Genomic DNA, 16,056 nt, shown 5'->3' on the forward strand with positions numbered 1-16,056 from the left:
GTGACCAAAGAGGAATTCGCAAACTCAAATCATTGCTGGGCAAAGACTGGCGTGCATCGGCAAGATGCTCATGAAACAGCACGGGAAGCCGCCGCAAGACATCACTCCGGTCACGCTATGACTTCGCAGGGGACACGCGCCGCCATCCCAGTTACGTGCGAGGAAAACATTGGCCGCAAATAACTTTTACTTTAGTCAAGAAGTCGACTTTTTGCGTTGACAGAACCGCACCACTCTTGTATTAGTATCTTCGCAAGTATTCAAGGATTCACCCTTACAACCGAATAGCATGACTTATCCAGAGCGATCGAGGGACTGGCCCTATGACGTCGCGGCAACCTCCCCTCAGGGGGGAAGGTGCCAAATCCTGCGGAACGAAAGGTTCCGGAAGATAAGGAAGTGCGGACCGATACGAAGAAAGTCCCCTCCCCCCCCCGGAAGGGGACTTTTTGCTTTGGAGGCAAACATGAACATCGCGACAACTGCAGCACAAATCGGCCTGGAGCGCGAGACGAGAACCGGCGCGGTAACGGTTCCCATTTACCAGACGGCGACCTTCCGCCATCCGGGGCTTGGCCAGAGCACCGGCTACGACTACAGCCGCTCGGGAAACCCGACCCGGCAGGCACTCGAAGAGGGAATGGCGCGCCTGGAAGGGGCCAGCCGCGGTTTTGCCTACGCCTCCGGCATGGCGGCGATCACGAGCCTCATGTTCCTTTTCGAGCGCGGCGATCACCTTGTGGTCACCGAGGACCTCTACGGCGGGAGCTACCGGCTCTTCGAAAAACTGTTCCAGCAGTTCGGCCTCAGCTTCAGCTACGTCGACACAAGCGACGTCGAGCTGGTCAGGCAGGCGATCCGCCCCAACACGCGTGCCCTTTTCGTCGAATCGCTCACCAACCCGCTTCTCAAGGTGGCCGACGTGGCGGCACTCGCTTCACTCTGCAAGGAAAAGGGGATGCTCTGCATCGTCGACAACACCTTCCTCACGCCGTACCTCGTCCGTTGTCTCGACCTCGGCGCCGACATCACCGTCTACTCGGGCAGCAAGTACCTCTCGGGCCACAACGACACGGTATGCGGCCTTGTTGCCGTGAAGGACGCCGCCCTCGCAGAAAAGGTGTACTTCCACCAAAACGGCGCCGGCGCCGTGCTCGGGCCCCAGGATTCCTGGCTCACCATACGCGGCATCAAGACCCTCACCATCCGGATGGAGCGCCAGCAGGAAAACGCGCTCGCTCTCGCCTCGTGGCTGAAGGATCACCCCGGCGTCGGGCGGGTCTACTACCCCGGCCTTCCGGAGCATCCCGGCCACCACCTCATGCAGCGCCAGTGCACCGGCTTCGGTGCGATGATCGCCTTCGAGGTGACCCGTCCCGAACTGGTCGAGCAGCTCCTTATGAAGACCCGGCTCATCTCCTTCGCGGAAAGCCTCGGCGGGGTCGAGAGCCTGATCACCTTCCCCAAGGTGCAGACCCACGCGGATATCGAGCCGGAAACGCTGCAGCGCTTAGGCATCAACGACCTGCTGCTGCGGCTCTCGGTAGGCATAGAAGACAAGGACGACCTGATCGCCGACCTGGCGCAGGCATTCGAATAAGGAGAAAACGCATGAAATTCGCAACCGAACTGATCCACGGCGGCGACCCCATCGATCCCCAGCACGGCTCGGTGAGCCACCCCATCTACCACACCTCCACCTTCGCCCAGCAGTCGATGGATCATTTCGGCCGCTACGACTACGCGCGATCCGGCAACCCGACCAGGGAGGCGCTGGAGGAGGCGGTCGCAGGACTCGAGAAGGGTGCCACCGGGCTCGCCTTCGCCTCGGGAATGGCGGCCATCGCATCCACCATCCTCCTCTTCGCCCCGGGGGACCACCTCGTCGTGTGCGAGGATGTCTACGGCGGGACTTTCAGGCTCCTGTCGACCCTTTTCAAGGGGTGGGGACTCGAGGCCACCTTCGTGGACGCCACCGACACGGCGGCCCTTGCCGCGGCGATCCGCCCGGAGACCCGCGCGCTCTACCTGGAGACCCCGTCGAACCCGCTCATCAAGATCACCGACCTTTCCGCGGCGGTTGCGCTGGCGGCGGAGCACGGCATCCTGACCATCGTGGACAACACCTTCATGACCCCGTACCTGCAGCGCCCGCTCGAGCTTGGCTGCGACATCGTGCTGCACAGCGGCACCAAGTTCCTGAACGGGCACTCCGACGTGATCTGCGGTTTCGCCGTCGCCCGCGATCCCGAGCTCGGCAAAAGGCTCCGCTTCATCCAGAACGCCTTCGGCGCGGTGCTTGGTCCACAGGACTGCTGGCTCGTGCTGCGCGGCCTGAAAACCCTCAAGGTACGCATGGAGGAACACCAGGCAAGTGCGCAAAAAATAGCGCTGTGGCTGAAAGAACAGAAGCAGGTGGAGCGGGTGTACTACCCCGGGCTCCCCGAGCATCCGGGCTACGAGGTGCACAAGCGCCAGTCGAGCGGCCCGGGCGCCGTGCTTTCCTTCGAGCTTGCCGACTTCGCGCTCACCACGCGCCTGCTCGAGGGGGTGGAGCTCGCCGCCTTTGCGGTCAGCCTGGGCGGCGTGGAGAGCATCCTCTCCTACCCCGCGAAGATGTCCCACGCCGCAATGCCGCCGGCCGAGCGGGAAGCGCGCGGCATCAAGGACACACTGGTGCGTCTCTCCGTAGGTCTCGAGGACCCCGACGACCTGATCGCCGACATGGCGCGCTTCCTGGACATCTAAAACGTGCGATGCCCACCGGTGAATAACCATCGGCTCTTCGGCCCTGTAATTCCGTAATGATGCTCACCACAAGCGCTGCAGGAGCCCCGGCGTCCCCCCCTTTGCGAAGGGGGGACAGGGGGGATTTAGCCGCCGTAGTCCCAGCATCAATCAAGCACCACGTCCCAACGCAAGAAAGCCCAGGAGAATCCTCTCCCGGGCTTTCTATTTTAAAAGATTTGACCGCGCCTGTTACCTCAGCGCTTCCACTTGAAACTCACCGTCTTCACCCCGGGGAAGGCCCTCTGGAACCCGGCCAGCCCCTCGTCGGTGATGCTGTTGCCGCTGCTGGTAAGCCCCTGCAGCCCCTGCATCCCCTGCAGGTAGACGAGGCCGCGGTCGGAGATGCCGGTCTGGTACAGGTAGATCCTCTTCAGTGCCGTAAGGGTCGAAATCCCGAGAAGCGCGGCATCGGTCAGGGCGGTCCCGCAGAGGTAGAGTTCCTCCAGACCGGTCAGATGCACGATGTGATCAAGATCGGCGTCCAGCGCGTCGTACAGAAAGAGCGCCTGCAGATCCTCCGGGTTCAGCCCCTGCAAAAGCTTAAGCTTCTCCCCTACCCCGCCCTTCACGTCCAGTCGCAAAGCCTGATCGAGATAGACCCGCACCGGACCGATGGCCGGCCCGCTCTTTTTCCAGTCGCTGAAGTTAGCGGAACGCAGATCACGCAGGTAAAGGTCGCCGCACGCGGCATCGGCCGGGAAGGAGACGATGCGCGCCTGCCTCGTCGCGCCGCGCACGGCACTGCGCGCCTTTTCCCCCTTGAGCGCGGCCAAGCGCCTCAGCGCACGGGCGATGTTGATCTCGGCCGCGGCCACCATCTCCGCGAAGAGATCGCTCCCAGCCGCCATGCTCTCGTCCAAACGCAGCTTGAAGCGGTGCACGTAACTCTCACGGAGTTCCTCGATCTGCTCGTTCACCTCGCGGATCGCCTCCACCTCGACCGCGATCTGCCGTTTCACCCGTGCGAGTTCCGCCCTGATGTCGCTCTGCTCGGCCTGCTCGGGGAAGTGCCGCCGCCAGTTTCTGAGGATCTCCCTCAGGGTGCGATGATCCTCCTCGGCGTAGGCGCGGTTCGCCTTCAGCATCAGTTCGTGCCGCACCGAATTGGGACCGTCGCCGGCAAGATCGGGATGAATCGCCTTGGCGACCTCGCGGTACAGGGCCTTGATATCCTGTTCATCCGCCTTCCATACCCGACCGCGGCTTCCGTGCCCGTCGCCGCCCCGGAAGGCCTTGCCGCTTTGATAGGTGCGGCCGTCCAGATAGTCATCCTGATCGTCCTGCGCCGAAGCGGTCCCCTCGCAGAAGTCATCCTCCGCAGCGCTGCCGGTTCCGGTGAACCGGTCGATCTCGGCTTCGATCCGTTCCAGCTCAGCCATCCGTTTGCCCAGTGTCTCCTGATAGTTCCGCTCGAACCCCGCGATCTCCTGGCGCAACTGGTGCAGCACGGCGTTCGCCTCGGCATGGCGTGCGCGCAGCGAAGCGAGCTCGGCGCGCCTCTGCTCGAGTTCTATTTCCTCAGGGGATCTCTGTTGGTAACGGGCGGTCATGGATTGTCACACAGTTCAGGATTGTTTTAAAAACGGATCTTTATCATAGCACCTTAACACGACCGGGAACTCTGATACAAAGGGATTTTATCAGATGAAAGGGAAATTGTCTGAGCGAAGTGAACAACTGTCATTGGCACCAGCACCGACTGGCGGCGCAGAAAAGAGAGTCATCCGCGTCGATGCGGAAGATCTTGGCATCCTCATGCGGTGACAGTAAACGGCACCGTGACAAGACACAGTCGTAGCGCAACACCGGCATAAGTGCGCGAAGCGTCGTCACTACCCTGACATAGCCGACGGCACGACAAAGCCGCGGCCAGTCCGGGCATATCCTGTATACTAAGCAGGAGACTTTAAACCGAATTTAAAAAAAGATTGACACGGAATATGCAGACTGGTATGGTTGCGCACCAGCGAATTCCCGCAGGTTATAACAAAATGGAAGTACTAGGGAGAAGTAAGTAAATGGTAAACGGCACTGTAAAATGGTTCAATGACAGCAAAGGGTTTGGTTTTCTTGAGCAGGAGAACGGCGAGGACGTCTTCGTTCACTTCTCCGCCATCAACAGCGACGGCTTCAAATCCCTGACCGAGGGTGACAGCGTGACCTTCGAGATCGTCAAGGGACCGAAAGGTCTTCAGGCGGCCAACGTCAGCAGGGTCTAAGCCCGACATATAGCGTAGAACTTTATCAAAAGCCCCGGAGCGATCCGGGGCTTTTTTCGTTTCCCGCTAAGCGCCGCAGACCGGGCATCCCTGCATTGAAAGCGGCTTCTCAAGGCGGCACTCCCTCAAAAGTCGCTCATCCCTGAATATCTCCAGCGTGGGACCGTCCGCGCGCACAGCCCCACCGGACAGGACGATGGTCCGCTCGCACACCTCGAGCACCATGTCGAGATCGTGGCTCGTGATGATCTTGCTGTGCCGGAAATCCTTCAAGAGTCCGATCAGCTGCCTGCGGGCGTAAGGGTCCAGGCCGTTGGTTGGCTCATCCATCACCAGCACGTTCGGCGACATGGAAAGCACCGTCGCAATGGCCACCCGCCGCTTCTCGCCGGCGGAGAGGTGGTACGGCGCCTTCCCGGCGAGATGCTCGGCGTCGACTCGGCGCAGCGCGTCGCCTACGCATCGCTTCAGCTCCTCGCCGGCGATCCCCAGGTTCATCGGGCCGAAGGCGACGTCCTCTCGGACCGTGGGCATGAAGAGCTGGTCATCGGGGTCCTGGAACACCATCCCTACCGTGCGACGCACCTGATCAAGAGTGGCGCGGCTGACCGGTACGTGCCCTATGCGCACCTCTCCGGACTCGGAAAGCAGGTGCCCGTTCAGATGGGCGAGGAGCGTCGATTTTCCCGCCCCGTTCGCGCCGATGACGGCCACGGACTCGCCGTGGGTGACGCTGAAGGTTACGTCGTGCAGCGCCTCGGTGCCGTCCGGGTAAACGTGGCGCAGGTGTTCGATCTCGATGATGTGGTGGCTCATGTCAGGGTTCCCGTTACCAGCGCCCCGAGGAGACGGGGGAGGTTGCAAAGCCTAAGGGTGATGAGAAGGGCGCCCCAGAAAAGGACGAAAAGGAGATCAGAAAGTCCGGGACGCCTGGACTCGGCCGCGGGAAGCATGCCGTTGTAACCGCGGGCCAGCATCGCCATGTGGGTACGTTCGGCGCGCTGCCAGGTGCGCAGGAGGAGATGCCCGAGCAGGGGAGCGTAGCTCGCAAGCCCCCTCCCCTTGCCGCCGAAGGAGCGCATCTCCCTTGCCCGCGCCGCGCGTCCCCCCTCGTCGGCCAGCACGAAGAGGTAGCGATAGAGAAAGAGGAGCTGCATGGCGAACACCTTGGGCATGCCGAGCCCGACGAGGGCGCGGCAGATGGGGACGAAGCCGGTGAGCGCGGTCAGGGTAAGTGCGGCGGCCACGGTGAGCGCGGTCCTAAGCATGATGGAGGCGAAGGATACCCAGCCGCCGGTCACACCGATGCCGCCTAGACGGAAGAGCACCTCCCGGTCGAGAAACGGGTTGAAGATGCCGACCGCGACGACGAAGGGGAAAACGAGCAGGACCCTCGAGGCGAGGTACCCGGCAGGCAAGCGCCCGACGGCGATGAGCACGGCGGGGTAGAAAAGGAAGGGAACCAGCGCGGAGAGTTCGTACCTCCCGAAGGAGACGACGCAGAGGATGAAGATGAGGGTGGCGAGCACCTTGGCGCGGGGATCCAGGCGGTGCAGCACGGTGTCTCCCCCCGCAAGCCGATCCAGCCGCTTCAAATCAAGCAGTGCCCCATGTACCGATGCCATGCCCTTTCCCTCGCCGAAACCACAGCCGAGCGCACCTACGCCTCGGGAGCGGCCCCTCCCCTTTTCATCCGGCGCAGAAGCGCCGCCACCGCGACCACGATGATCAGGGTGATGAGCGTGCCGAGCACACCGGCGACGCCCGGGCCCGCCTGTTGCGCGGCCACCCCTTCCCCTGCAGGCATGCGGTACTCGGCGAACCACGCGAGCTTTCCCTGCAGCGCGTGCAGGTAAGCGGCCACGCCGTGCAGAGCAACCGGCTCAGCGTTACCTGCCGCACCGGCGACGGACCATTCAAGCCCGTCAGGTTTATCGGAGGCGAAACGGGAGATCCCGCCTGCGACCAGCAGGGCGCAGACAAGGGCGGCGGCGAGAAACGGCTTGAGCGAAGGTGCCGCCTCCGCGTGGGCCCGACGGGCGAGGAGTTCCGGACGGGCCTTGCGCAGGAAAGATACCACGGCAAGGGTCACCGCCCCCTCGACGGCGCCGATGGCTAAGTGGATGGGGAGCATGAGCGCAAGGAATTTGACAAGCGACAGCTCGGACACCCCGGAGAGCGTCGTCTCCAGCACCACACAGAGAGCGCCCAGTTGCATGGCGCAAAGCGCGGCGAAAAGCGTCACCGCCGCCTCACGTCGGGGCCCCGGCGCCGGGCCGATCAGCCTGCGGTACAAAAGCGGGTAAACGATGAAGGCGGGGATCACGCCGAGGTTGAAGATATTGCACCCGAGGGCCAAAAGACCGCCGTCGGCGAAGAAGAGCGCTTGCACGACGAGCACCGACGCCACCGTTAAAAAGGCGGGACTCGGGCCCAAGAGGATGGCGAGGAGCAGCCCCCCGGTAAGATGCCCGCTCGAGCCGGTGCCGGGGATGGAGAAATTGATCATCTGGGCGGCGAAGAGAAAGCCGCCGAGCACCCCCATAAGCGGCGCGATGCGATCGTCGCTCTCGCGACCAAGGCGCGCAGATCCCCAGGCGATGGCGCCTGCGGAAACGGCCCACATGGCCCCCCCGACCGACGGGGATAGCAGAGCGTCCGCCATATGCATCCGTTTCCTCCACGTGCTTCCCGGTCGACACCGCGTAGCACGAATTTCAATATAGTGACACGGTTTTTATACAGGATGCCCCCTACCCTGTCAACGCATATCCCCCTTGGAGCGCGGCCGCCGGGGGGACGGTTGCGTATACGTTTACCACCCCACTCGATGACAGGTTTTCCTACAATTCGCTTCTCTTTTTGATAATACAATGCTAATCTGCGCGCCGAGGTGCCACTGGCGTCACGGCTGCGGCACCGGACAACGAAGTCCCGCACCTGGTTGATGCGCAAGGAGCGCTCCCGATGACCGGTTCCGAGAAGCAGACACGCCATTTCACCATAAACTGCACGGTCGTCCTCGCCCTTCTCGTAACCCTCTTCTTCCCGCTTGGCTACTTCGCGGTCAGCTACCAGCATGCGCTGGGCAGCCTCGAGACCGAGACCGAGATCAACGCCCGCATCATCACCTCGCTTGGCAATATCCGCCCGGACTCCTGGCATGACGAAGCGCACCGACTGGACGCCATCCTCTCCAGTCACGGCACCCCCACCACTGCGGAAAGGCACCGCATCCTGGACGACGGGGGAAGGGAACTGGCCGCCAGCGGGAAGCAGCTCGCAGCACCGATGATCCTGCGCACCCGCCCCATACTCTACGGCGACAAGGTCATCGGGAGCGTCGAGATCAGCAGGTCGCTGCGCCCCATCATCAAAAGGGCCGCCTTGGTAGCTGTCGCAGGATTCGGCGTCTCTCTCATCGTCTTCGTGCTGCTCCCCTTCCGCGTCATCAACCAGGCCAACCGTCAACTGCAGGACTCCTACACCTTCCTGAAAAAAGTCATGGAAAGCAGCGCCAACGCGCTCATCGTCCTCAACCTGGACGGTACCGTGGACATGGCCAACGCACGCTGTACCGAGCTCTCCGGATTCCAGGCTTCCGAATTGATCGGGCGCGACATCGGCGGATTCGTCTGCCCCTACTGCATCGACATGGTGCGGCGACAGCTGCATCTCGTCACGTCCGGCACCGCCGAGATAGTCAAGTTCGAAGCCGAATTTCTCAACAAAGACGGCGGCACCGTATCGATCGCCTGCGGCGCCACGCCGGTCTACCAGGAGGGGCACATCGCCTGCACCGTGCTCTCCATCGAAAACATCACCGAGCGCAGGCAGGCGGTGGAAGCGCTCACCGCCGCGAAGGAGTACACCGAGAACCTGATCCAGGCAGCCTGCGTGATGATCCTGGGGCTCAACCTGAAAGGGGAGGTAACCCTCATCAACCGTACCGGCGAGGAGATGACCGGTTATCGGCAGGAGGAGCTCCTTGGAAGGAGCTGGTTCGAAACCGTGATGGGTGCCGAGGCCTTCCACAAGATGTGCTTCATGCCGCAGGAGGCGGAGGCCGGCACCGGAGGCTGCGCCTGCGAGGGGCAAATCGTGACCAAAGCAGGGGCGATGCGCACCGTTTCGTGGCGCAACAGCGCCATCGTGGAAAAAGGGACCATCGTCGGCACCCTCTGCTTCGGCATCGACATCACCGAGCACAGGAAGGTAGAGGCGCAGTTGAGGCACTCGCAGAAAATGGAGTCGATCGGCCAGTTGGCCGGCGGGGTGGCCCACGACTTCAACAACATGCTGAGCGTCATGCTCGGTTACGCCCAGCTCTGCCAGCTCGAAGCGGCCGGTGCGTCCCCCATCTCCCTGTACCTCGATGAGGTCATCAAGGCCGGGGAACGCTCCCGCGACATGGTGCGCAAGCTCCTCGCTTTCTCCCGTAAGGAAATCATCTCCCCGAGAAGGGTGAACCTGAACGATCACTGCCTGGAGATGAAGAAAACGCTCAGCCGTCTGATCGGTGAGGAGATCCGCTTCGATTTCGTCCCGGACGACGCCCTCTGGCCGGTACGCATCGACCCATCCCAGGTGGACCAGATCCTCATGAACCTGGCGGTAAACGCCCGCGACGCCATGCCCGAAGGAGGCACACTTACCGTTGCGACCGGTAACGTCGCCGTCGACAGCGAGTTCTGCGACTTCCGCCTCGATGCGAAGCCCGGCCCCTATGCGTGCCTGAGCGTCATCGACACTGGCACCGGGATGGAGCGCGAAGTGGTGCGGCGCATCTTCGAGCCCTTTTTCACCACCAAAGAGGTGGGACGCGGCACCGGCCTCGGCCTTGCCACGGTCTACGGCATCGTCACCCAAAACGGCGGCTTCATCGACGTGGAAAGCGAGCCGGGACGGGGCACCTGCTTCAAGATCTACCTTCCGAAACTAACCGGCGACGCCGTGGTCCGGCAGGAGAGCAAGCCGGCAGCAATATCCGGATCGGGCACCGTACTCGTCGTCGAGGACGACGACATGCTGCGCCTCATGGCGACGCAGATGCTGGAGAAGATCGGCTACCAGGTGATCCAGGCAGCCAGTCCCCATCTCGCCCTCGCCATCTGCGGCGACACAAGCAAAAGGATCGACATGGTGCTTTCCGACGTGATCATGCCGGAGATGAACGGCTTCGATATGGCCCGTGGCATAGCGACCCTGCGTCCGGAGACCAAGGTACTTTTCATGACCGGCTACTCCGATGAGATGATCGCAAGGCGCGGCATCCATCCTGAGAAAGAGCTGCATTACATACAGAAGCCCTTCAACATGGAAGGGCTGCACGAGAAGATCATGGCCATGCAGTCCGGCTGCTGACCAGTCCCGCCCCGGCTTTGCCATCGTCGCGCGACTTTGATAGACTGGGACGGTAAACCTTGACAGTAGATCCCACCGGGAGAAGCCATGAAGAGATCCTATATACCGTTGATGCTGGCCCTGCTGTTTTCCCTTTCCTTCGCAGTCACCCCGCTCAGAGCTCAAACAGAACCCGGGTACTATACCGCTTCCGATCAATACCAGTACGAGGAGGATCTCCTCTACCCGGAAGAACTTGACGACCTGCTCGCCCCCATCGCACTCTACGCGGACCCGCTCATCGCCCAGATCCTGCCTGCCGCGACCTTCGTGGACCAGATCCACGACGCTGCCCGCTACTTGAGGTTCTACGGCAACACGCCGGACATCGACTACCAGCCCTGGGACATAAGCGTGCGTGCCGTCGCCCACTACCCTCAGATCCTCTACATGATGGACCGGGAATACCAGTGGACCGCTTCGCTAGGGCAGGCCTACATAGAGCAGCCCCAGGACGTGATGGATTCCATACAGAGGCTGCGGCGGTGGGCGTACGACCAGGGGAACCTCTACTCGACCCGCCAGCAGGAGGTGTTCTTCGACGGTGACATGCTGAGGATCGTCCCGGCAAGACCGCAGTACGTCTACGTCCCGGTCTACGACCCTTACGTGGTCTACGTTGAGCGTTTCTATCCCGCCACCCCGGCCATCTCCTTCAGCGTCGCCTTCACCCTCGGCCCGTGGCTCAACCGGGACTGCGACTGGCGCAGGCATCGCGTGTACTACCACGGCTGGCGCGGTTCCGGGTGGGTCCGGCGCTCACGCCCCTACGTGCGCGACCGGCGCGACATCTACATCAACCGCAGGGCCGCCGTAATCAGCGTGAACGAGCGGGTGATCCAGCGTGACACGCGCATGTACCGCGAGCAGCTCCGCGTTGAGACCAGAAGGCATCGTGACGAGAGAAGGCTGCCGCCGCTGCCGCCGGGCGTGGCACGTCAGCCAAGACCTGCGGTGCCTCGTCCCGGCGGCGTACAAGCGCCGCGCCCGAGAAGCGAAAGACGCAACGAACCCTGGACCGGCAGAGAGCCGTTACGCCCGGGCGTGACGACACCAACAGCACCCGCAACGAAACCCGGGGTCTCCCCGCCGGCGACGAAACAGCGCGAGCCTGCGGCCACGCCGCCGCGCGCCCCTCAGGCGCCGAAAGGACAGGCGGTTCCGCAGCAAGGCCAGCCGACCCGCGTGCAACCTGCCGCTCCCGGCAAGCCGTCATCGTCGTCCGCAACGCCCCCCACCGGGAAGCCGCAGCCATCCGCCACCACCGGCGAGCGTGGTCTTGAGCGAGGCAAGGGAGAACAAAGGCGCAGGGGGCCGCGTCCTGCCGTCAAGCCGCAACCGCAAGCACCCGCGGTGACACCTCAGGCTCCTGCGGCAGCACCGCAGACACCCGCGCCGCCGGCAGTCACCGCGCCTACGCCGGCAAAACCGGCCGAGCGCGGTACCGCGCCACGCGGAGTAAGGCATCCCCCCGCTGCCGAGCCTGCGGTAAAAGAACCGGCCGTTGTCCCCGCGCCCCAGGCGCGTCCTGTAGCGCCCCATCCGGCAGCAACGCGCCCCGCGCCCGTCGTCAAACCGCCGCAGCCGCAAAGCGTGGAACCGGCACCAAAACGCGCGGAGCCCCCCGCGCGTGAGGCCGAGCCATCCCATGGACGCGGCCGCGAAGAAGCTCCCGTCCGGCAAAGGGAACAAAGGGATGATCGCTGACGCGACAGAACAGCGAAGAAGCAGTTGCAAAACACCGTCAGGAAGCGATGAAGGCAATAAAGCAGATGAAGGCAAATGAAAAAGGGGTGCACCATGCGGTGCGCCCCTTCTCTTTTGAGTCAACCAGGAATTTCTACTATCACCTTCAGTCCACCGGCAGCAGCTCGCACACCGCCGTCGATAACGCCATCACCCCGCCCCTCAAAGTCGGCTCCGGAGCCGGAGCGTAGAGCGGCGAATGCTGCGATGGAAGCGAGCCCCCAGAAGCCGCGCACTCCTCAAAGCGGCACGGATCCGCAGCACCAAGCCAGAACATGCAGATGGGAATCTCCCCGCCGAGCCCCCAGGAACCGAAATCCTCGCTCACCATACGCGCAGCCGACCGGACCACGTTCTCCTCGCCTAGCGCCACACGCAAGGCACCGGCCAGGCGCTCGGCGAGCACCGGGTCGTTGTAGGTCGCCGGATGCGCGGCAAGCACCCGCACCACGGGAGCAAGTTCCAGCGGCACCCCGGCGGCAAGCGCAGTCCCCTCGCAGATGCGCCGAACCGACTCGATGATGCGGTCGCGCACACGGTCGTCGAAGCTGCGTATGGAAAGCTGCAGCACCACCTCCTCGGGGATGACGTTGCAGGCGGCCCCGCCATGGATCGAGCCGACGGTGAGTACCGCAGGCTCATGCGGCGATATCTCCCGGCTCACGATGGTCTGGAAGGCAAGCACGAGCTGCGCGGCAAGCACCACCGGGTCCTTGCCGCATTCGGGCGCCGAGCCGTGCGCCCCTACCCCGCGCACCGCCACCTCGACCTCGGTGAAACTGGCCAGGAAATTTCCCGGCGCCCAGCCTGCGGTCCCCGCCTTCAGAAACAGCGTGCTGTGCAGCGCAAGCGCGAAGTCGGGCCTCGGGCAGAGCCGATACGCACCGTCGTCGATCATCGCCTGTGCCCCGTCCCCCCCCTCTTCTCCCGGCTGAGCGATCAGCACCAGAGTACCCGACCAGTTCATGCGGCAGCGGGAAAGCACGCGCGCCGCTCCCAGCAGGCAGGACATGTGCACGTCGTGCCCGCAGGCATGCATTACCGCACCTTCGCTGCCGTCCCGGTAGATCCCCTTGGCCCTGCTCGCATAGGGAAGCCCCGTCTTTTCCTCCACCGGAAGCGCGTCCATGTCGGCGCGTAAAAGGATCGTCGGCCCGTCCCCGTTCTCCAGCACCGCCACGATGCCGTAGCCGGGCCAGTCGAACCGCTGGTACCTGCCGATTCCCTCGGTAACCGTGAAGCCGAGGCCGCGGAACTCCCCAGCCAGAAAAGCGGCGGTTTCCCGTTCCTGCCCGGAGAGCTCGGGATGAGCGTGCAGTTTCTTGTACGACTCGATCAGCGAAGGGAGTTCAGCCTCGACCAGGGTCTCCAGGGAGGCGCGCAGCGATTGTGTCAGCATAAAGTCTCTCGGACGTGGCGATGAAAACACCGCCGCAGGTTACTATTTTCCGCCGCCGTTATCAACCGCCAACTGCCCCGTCCGCCCAGGGGACTGGCTCCGCAGGCGCCAGTCCCCCTTTCGCTCCGCGTATGCTCCAGTGCCCCCACCTTTGCGAAAGTGCTAAGGAAATTCCGGGAAAGCAGGGCAACCGTTTCCACGAAGCAGAGCAGCAGGCGTTATGTTCCCCCCTTTGCGAAGGGGGAGCCTGCCCCACGTAGCCTTGGCGAAGGGGGGACAGGGGGGATTTGCCTTACCATGACATACCGTCAACAACCACCCGCCCAGTTCAATCAAGTGCTCAAAGCAAGGCATCATGGTTATTAAATCAGCAACACGATTACACCCATCCGGAGCGCGTATCCGTTAACACCCTGAAATACCGGGCCAGTAACAAAAGAACCCGCTGCTGGCATGCTCCGTGTAAAGCCGCAAGACCAAGGAGGGACTGCCATGACCGAGATGATCGACGGAAAGGAACACGTCACAGCCGCCGAAGCTGCGACCGAACTCTCAACCACTGAGACGAAGATCCTCATGCTGCTGAAGCAAAAAGCCCTGCAGGGAACCCTCTCGGAACAGGGGTGGTTCATAACCAGGGAGTCCCTGGACTGCTTCGACCATCACGCCGCGAACCTGCAAGAACAGCTCACCTGCAGGACGAGCTGCAGCAGTTCCACATGCGGGTGCCGCTAGGAGCCGCCATGGGGATCACCGTTCAGCCATCAGACTTGAAGTACCGGTATCCGAAAGTGACGGAGCAAAAGTTCGAGCCCAAGTTCTCAGGCCCTGGCGACCCCTCACCCTTCAACCGCGACGACCTGTACGACATCGTTCCGATGCTGACCGCGGTCATGAACGACTTACAGTGCGATGACGCAGAAACCCTGCACTTTCTCGAGGACCTCATGAACCGTGACCTGCCGCGTTTTCTTAATAGCCGTGGCGAGGTCTTCGCCTTTCTGGCCGGATGCGGCAAGGAGATGCTGCAGCACCGGCGATGAACGCCCCGACGGCGCACAACCTACGGACAGGGGAGTACGAAAACACCTGACGCACAGCCACCTCCCTGGCCCTCCCCCGCCGGGGGCGGGGACTCGTAGATATGAAATAAAGGAGCGGCAATGAACAGCTTAGCCATGAAAAGAGAGTCAATGACCGACACAACACTTACCGACTTCGCACAGGCCGGCTTCACCATCGTGCCGATGGCGGCCAGGCCGAACGGCTACCTGCTGGAACTCTCCGGCTTCCTGGCCCCCGGCTGGACCGGGAGGCTCGCCGCCGGCCTTGCCGACCACCGCGTCAGCATCATAAGCGGCTCCGCCGAAAAAGTGAACGCCAGCCACTGGCGCTCGCGCTTCGAACTTAAGAACGCTCACTTCGCCAAAAGCCCTGAAAGCATCGACTTCCTGGCCCTCGCAGCAACCGAGCCGGAACATAAGGCGGCACGAATCGAGCTTCTCGATTTCAAGATGGAACCGGCCGCACGACATGAAGGAAGCATGTTCATCGAGATCAAGGGGATCGACCGCCTCGGATTCCTGGGCGACCTGCTGGACCACTTCAGCATGCGATGCCTGTTCCCGGTAAAGATGACCATAGACACCTTGGGCGATACCGCCGTAGACCGTTTCTGGCTCAGAGGCGTAGGCGGGTCCCTTCCTTCCGAAGCGATCACCGACTCGCTCAGGCAGAGCATCGCACAGCTTCTGGTTGAAAAGCGCTAGACACCTTCCTCAATCAGTCCCTCCCCAGGCGGGGAGGGACCATCCCCCCTCCTGCCGGGTAAAACATTTTCGCTTCTTATTTTCTCTCCCACACTGTCCTTTACCGTAGCGCTTACTGCACGAAAATGTAAGAGCCGGTTGCAAATCCTAAGAGATTGGTTAAAGTCTTTAGCGTTGCCTAATCTATGGAGAATGCCATGATCATCCATATCGTGCGCCACGCAGAAGCCGTTGAGAGAACACCGGAGATACAGGAAGAGCATCGCTACCTCACCCGCCGCGGCAGACGACGTTTCAGGAAAGCGGCAAAGAGCCTCGCCACCCTTGGCATATCCCCGGACCTCATCCTCACCAGCCCACTTATCCGCGCCGTGCAGACGGCGGACATACTCGCGGAGAAACTCTTCTACAAGCGCGAGCTGATCGTCGCCACGCAGCTCGCCCCCGGTTTCCGCCCGGAGGCGCTGGATGAGCTTTTGAGGCTATGCCCGCAGGCAGGAGAAGTGGCTTTGGTCGGGCACGAGCCGGACCTGGGTCTCGTGACTCAGGCGCTTTTAGGCGAGACCGGCTCCCTCACCCTGCCCAAGGGGGGCACCGTCTCATTCAAAAGGGCCGCGGACGGGACTGGCGACGCACATTTCCTGCAACTGGTGACAGGAGCGGGACGCATCGTCACCTCGCGCGGCAAAGCGGTGGACCGTCTGCGCCAAGGCGGATAACAGTACGCATA

Annotated in this window: 14 protein-coding genes and 1 riboswitch; of the genes, 9 read left to right on the forward strand and 5 right to left on the reverse strand. The window is 62.6% G+C overall.

From position 1 onward, the window contains the following. Positions 1-291 precede the first annotated feature (291 nt). Positions 292-398: riboswitch (SAM riboswitch) on the forward strand. Between the two features lie 68 nt (positions 399-466). Then, complete coding sequence (locus D6Z24_RS08600) at positions 467-1,600, forward strand: trans-sulfuration enzyme family protein (protein WP_129126181.1); 1,134 nt, start codon at positions 467-469, stop codon at positions 1,598-1,600. Between the two features lie 11 nt (positions 1,601-1,611). Then, positions 1,612-2,748, forward strand: a complete 1,137-nt coding sequence (locus tag D6Z24_RS08605) for a trans-sulfuration enzyme family protein (protein WP_129126182.1) — start codon at positions 1,612-1,614, stop codon at positions 2,746-2,748. A 236-nt stretch (positions 2,749-2,984) separates the two neighbouring features. On the opposite strand, the gene D6Z24_RS08610 is transcribed toward D6Z24_RS08605, so the two are convergent. Continuing rightward, complete coding sequence (locus D6Z24_RS08610; RefSeq protein WP_129126183.1) at positions 2,985-4,340, reverse strand: J domain-containing protein; 1,356 nt, start codon at positions 4,338-4,340, stop codon at positions 2,985-2,987. Positions 4,341-4,808: 468 nt separating this feature from the next. On the opposite strand from D6Z24_RS08610, the gene D6Z24_RS08615 reads away from it, so the two are divergent. After that, positions 4,809-5,009: a cold-shock protein gene (locus D6Z24_RS08615; RefSeq protein ID WP_129126184.1), complete on the forward strand. Its 201-nt coding sequence runs from the start codon at positions 4,809-4,811 to the stop codon at positions 5,007-5,009. A 66-nt stretch (positions 5,010-5,075) separates the two neighbouring features. On the opposite strand, the gene D6Z24_RS08620 is transcribed toward D6Z24_RS08615, so the two are convergent. The 3 genes from D6Z24_RS08620 to D6Z24_RS08630 are packed head-to-tail and all read right to left on the reverse strand — an operon-like array spanning position 5,076 to position 7,680. Beyond that, positions 5,076-5,825 carry an energy-coupling factor ABC transporter ATP-binding protein gene (locus D6Z24_RS08620; RefSeq protein ID WP_129126185.1) on the reverse strand — a complete coding sequence of 250 codons (750 nt, stop codon included), beginning with the start codon at positions 5,823-5,825 and terminating at the stop codon, positions 5,076-5,078. Then, on the reverse strand, positions 5,822-6,634 hold the full coding sequence (gene cbiQ, locus D6Z24_RS08625; protein WP_129126186.1) for a cobalt ECF transporter T component CbiQ: 813 nt from the start codon (positions 6,632-6,634) through the stop codon (positions 5,822-5,824). Before cbiQ ends, D6Z24_RS08620 begins: the two co-directional genes overlap by 4 nt. A 35-nt stretch (positions 6,635-6,669) precedes the next feature. Beyond that, the gene (locus D6Z24_RS08630; RefSeq protein ID WP_129126187.1) at positions 6,670-7,680 is read right to left on the reverse strand and encodes an energy-coupling factor ABC transporter permease; all 1,011 of its coding nucleotides are present in this window, start codon (positions 7,678-7,680) and stop codon (positions 6,670-6,672) included. A gap of 296 nt (positions 7,681-7,976) precedes the next feature. Here D6Z24_RS08630 and D6Z24_RS08635 point away from each other — a divergent pair, with 296 nt between their 5' ends. Next, positions 7,977-10,373 (forward strand): hybrid sensor histidine kinase/response regulator, encoded by a 2,397-nt coding sequence (locus tag D6Z24_RS08635; RefSeq protein ID WP_129126188.1) that lies wholly within the window; start codon positions 7,977-7,979, stop codon positions 10,371-10,373. A gap of 87 nt (positions 10,374-10,460) precedes the next feature. Further along, positions 10,461-12,119, forward strand: a complete 1,659-nt coding sequence (locus D6Z24_RS08640) for a DUF3300 domain-containing protein (protein ID WP_129126189.1) — start codon at positions 10,461-10,463, stop codon at positions 12,117-12,119. Between the two features lie 145 nt (positions 12,120-12,264). On the opposite strand, the gene D6Z24_RS08645 is transcribed toward D6Z24_RS08640, so the two are convergent. Then, positions 12,265-13,557, reverse strand: coding sequence for an amidohydrolase (locus tag D6Z24_RS08645; RefSeq protein ID WP_129126190.1), 1,293 nt, complete (start codon positions 13,555-13,557; stop codon positions 12,265-12,267). Between the two features lie 492 nt (positions 13,558-14,049). Here D6Z24_RS08645 and D6Z24_RS08650 point away from each other — a divergent pair, with 492 nt between their 5' ends. From D6Z24_RS08650 to D6Z24_RS08665, 4 genes are all read left to right on the forward strand, one after another. After that, positions 14,050-14,292 (forward strand): hypothetical protein, encoded by a 243-nt coding sequence (locus tag D6Z24_RS08650; RefSeq protein ID WP_129126191.1) that lies wholly within the window; start codon positions 14,050-14,052, stop codon positions 14,290-14,292. Between the two features lie 8 nt (positions 14,293-14,300). Next, a complete protein-coding gene (locus tag D6Z24_RS08655; protein WP_129126192.1) occupies positions 14,301-14,600 on the forward strand; it encodes a hypothetical protein in 300 nt (99 codons plus the stop codon). A 150-nt stretch (positions 14,601-14,750) separates the two neighbouring features. After that, positions 14,751-15,326, forward strand: a complete 576-nt coding sequence (locus tag D6Z24_RS08660; RefSeq protein ID WP_129126193.1) for a hypothetical protein — start codon at positions 14,751-14,753, stop codon at positions 15,324-15,326. Positions 15,327-15,523: 197 nt separating this feature from the next. Next, the gene (locus tag D6Z24_RS08665) at positions 15,524-16,045 is read left to right on the forward strand and encodes a SixA phosphatase family protein (RefSeq protein ID WP_129126194.1); all 522 of its coding nucleotides are present in this window, start codon (positions 15,524-15,526) and stop codon (positions 16,043-16,045) included. Positions 16,046-16,056: the final 11 nt, after the last annotated feature.

The sequence above is a fragment of the Geomonas oryzae genome (assembly GCF_004117875.1).
GTDB lineage: Bacteria > Desulfobacterota > Desulfuromonadia > Geobacterales > Geobacteraceae > Geomonas > Geomonas oryzae.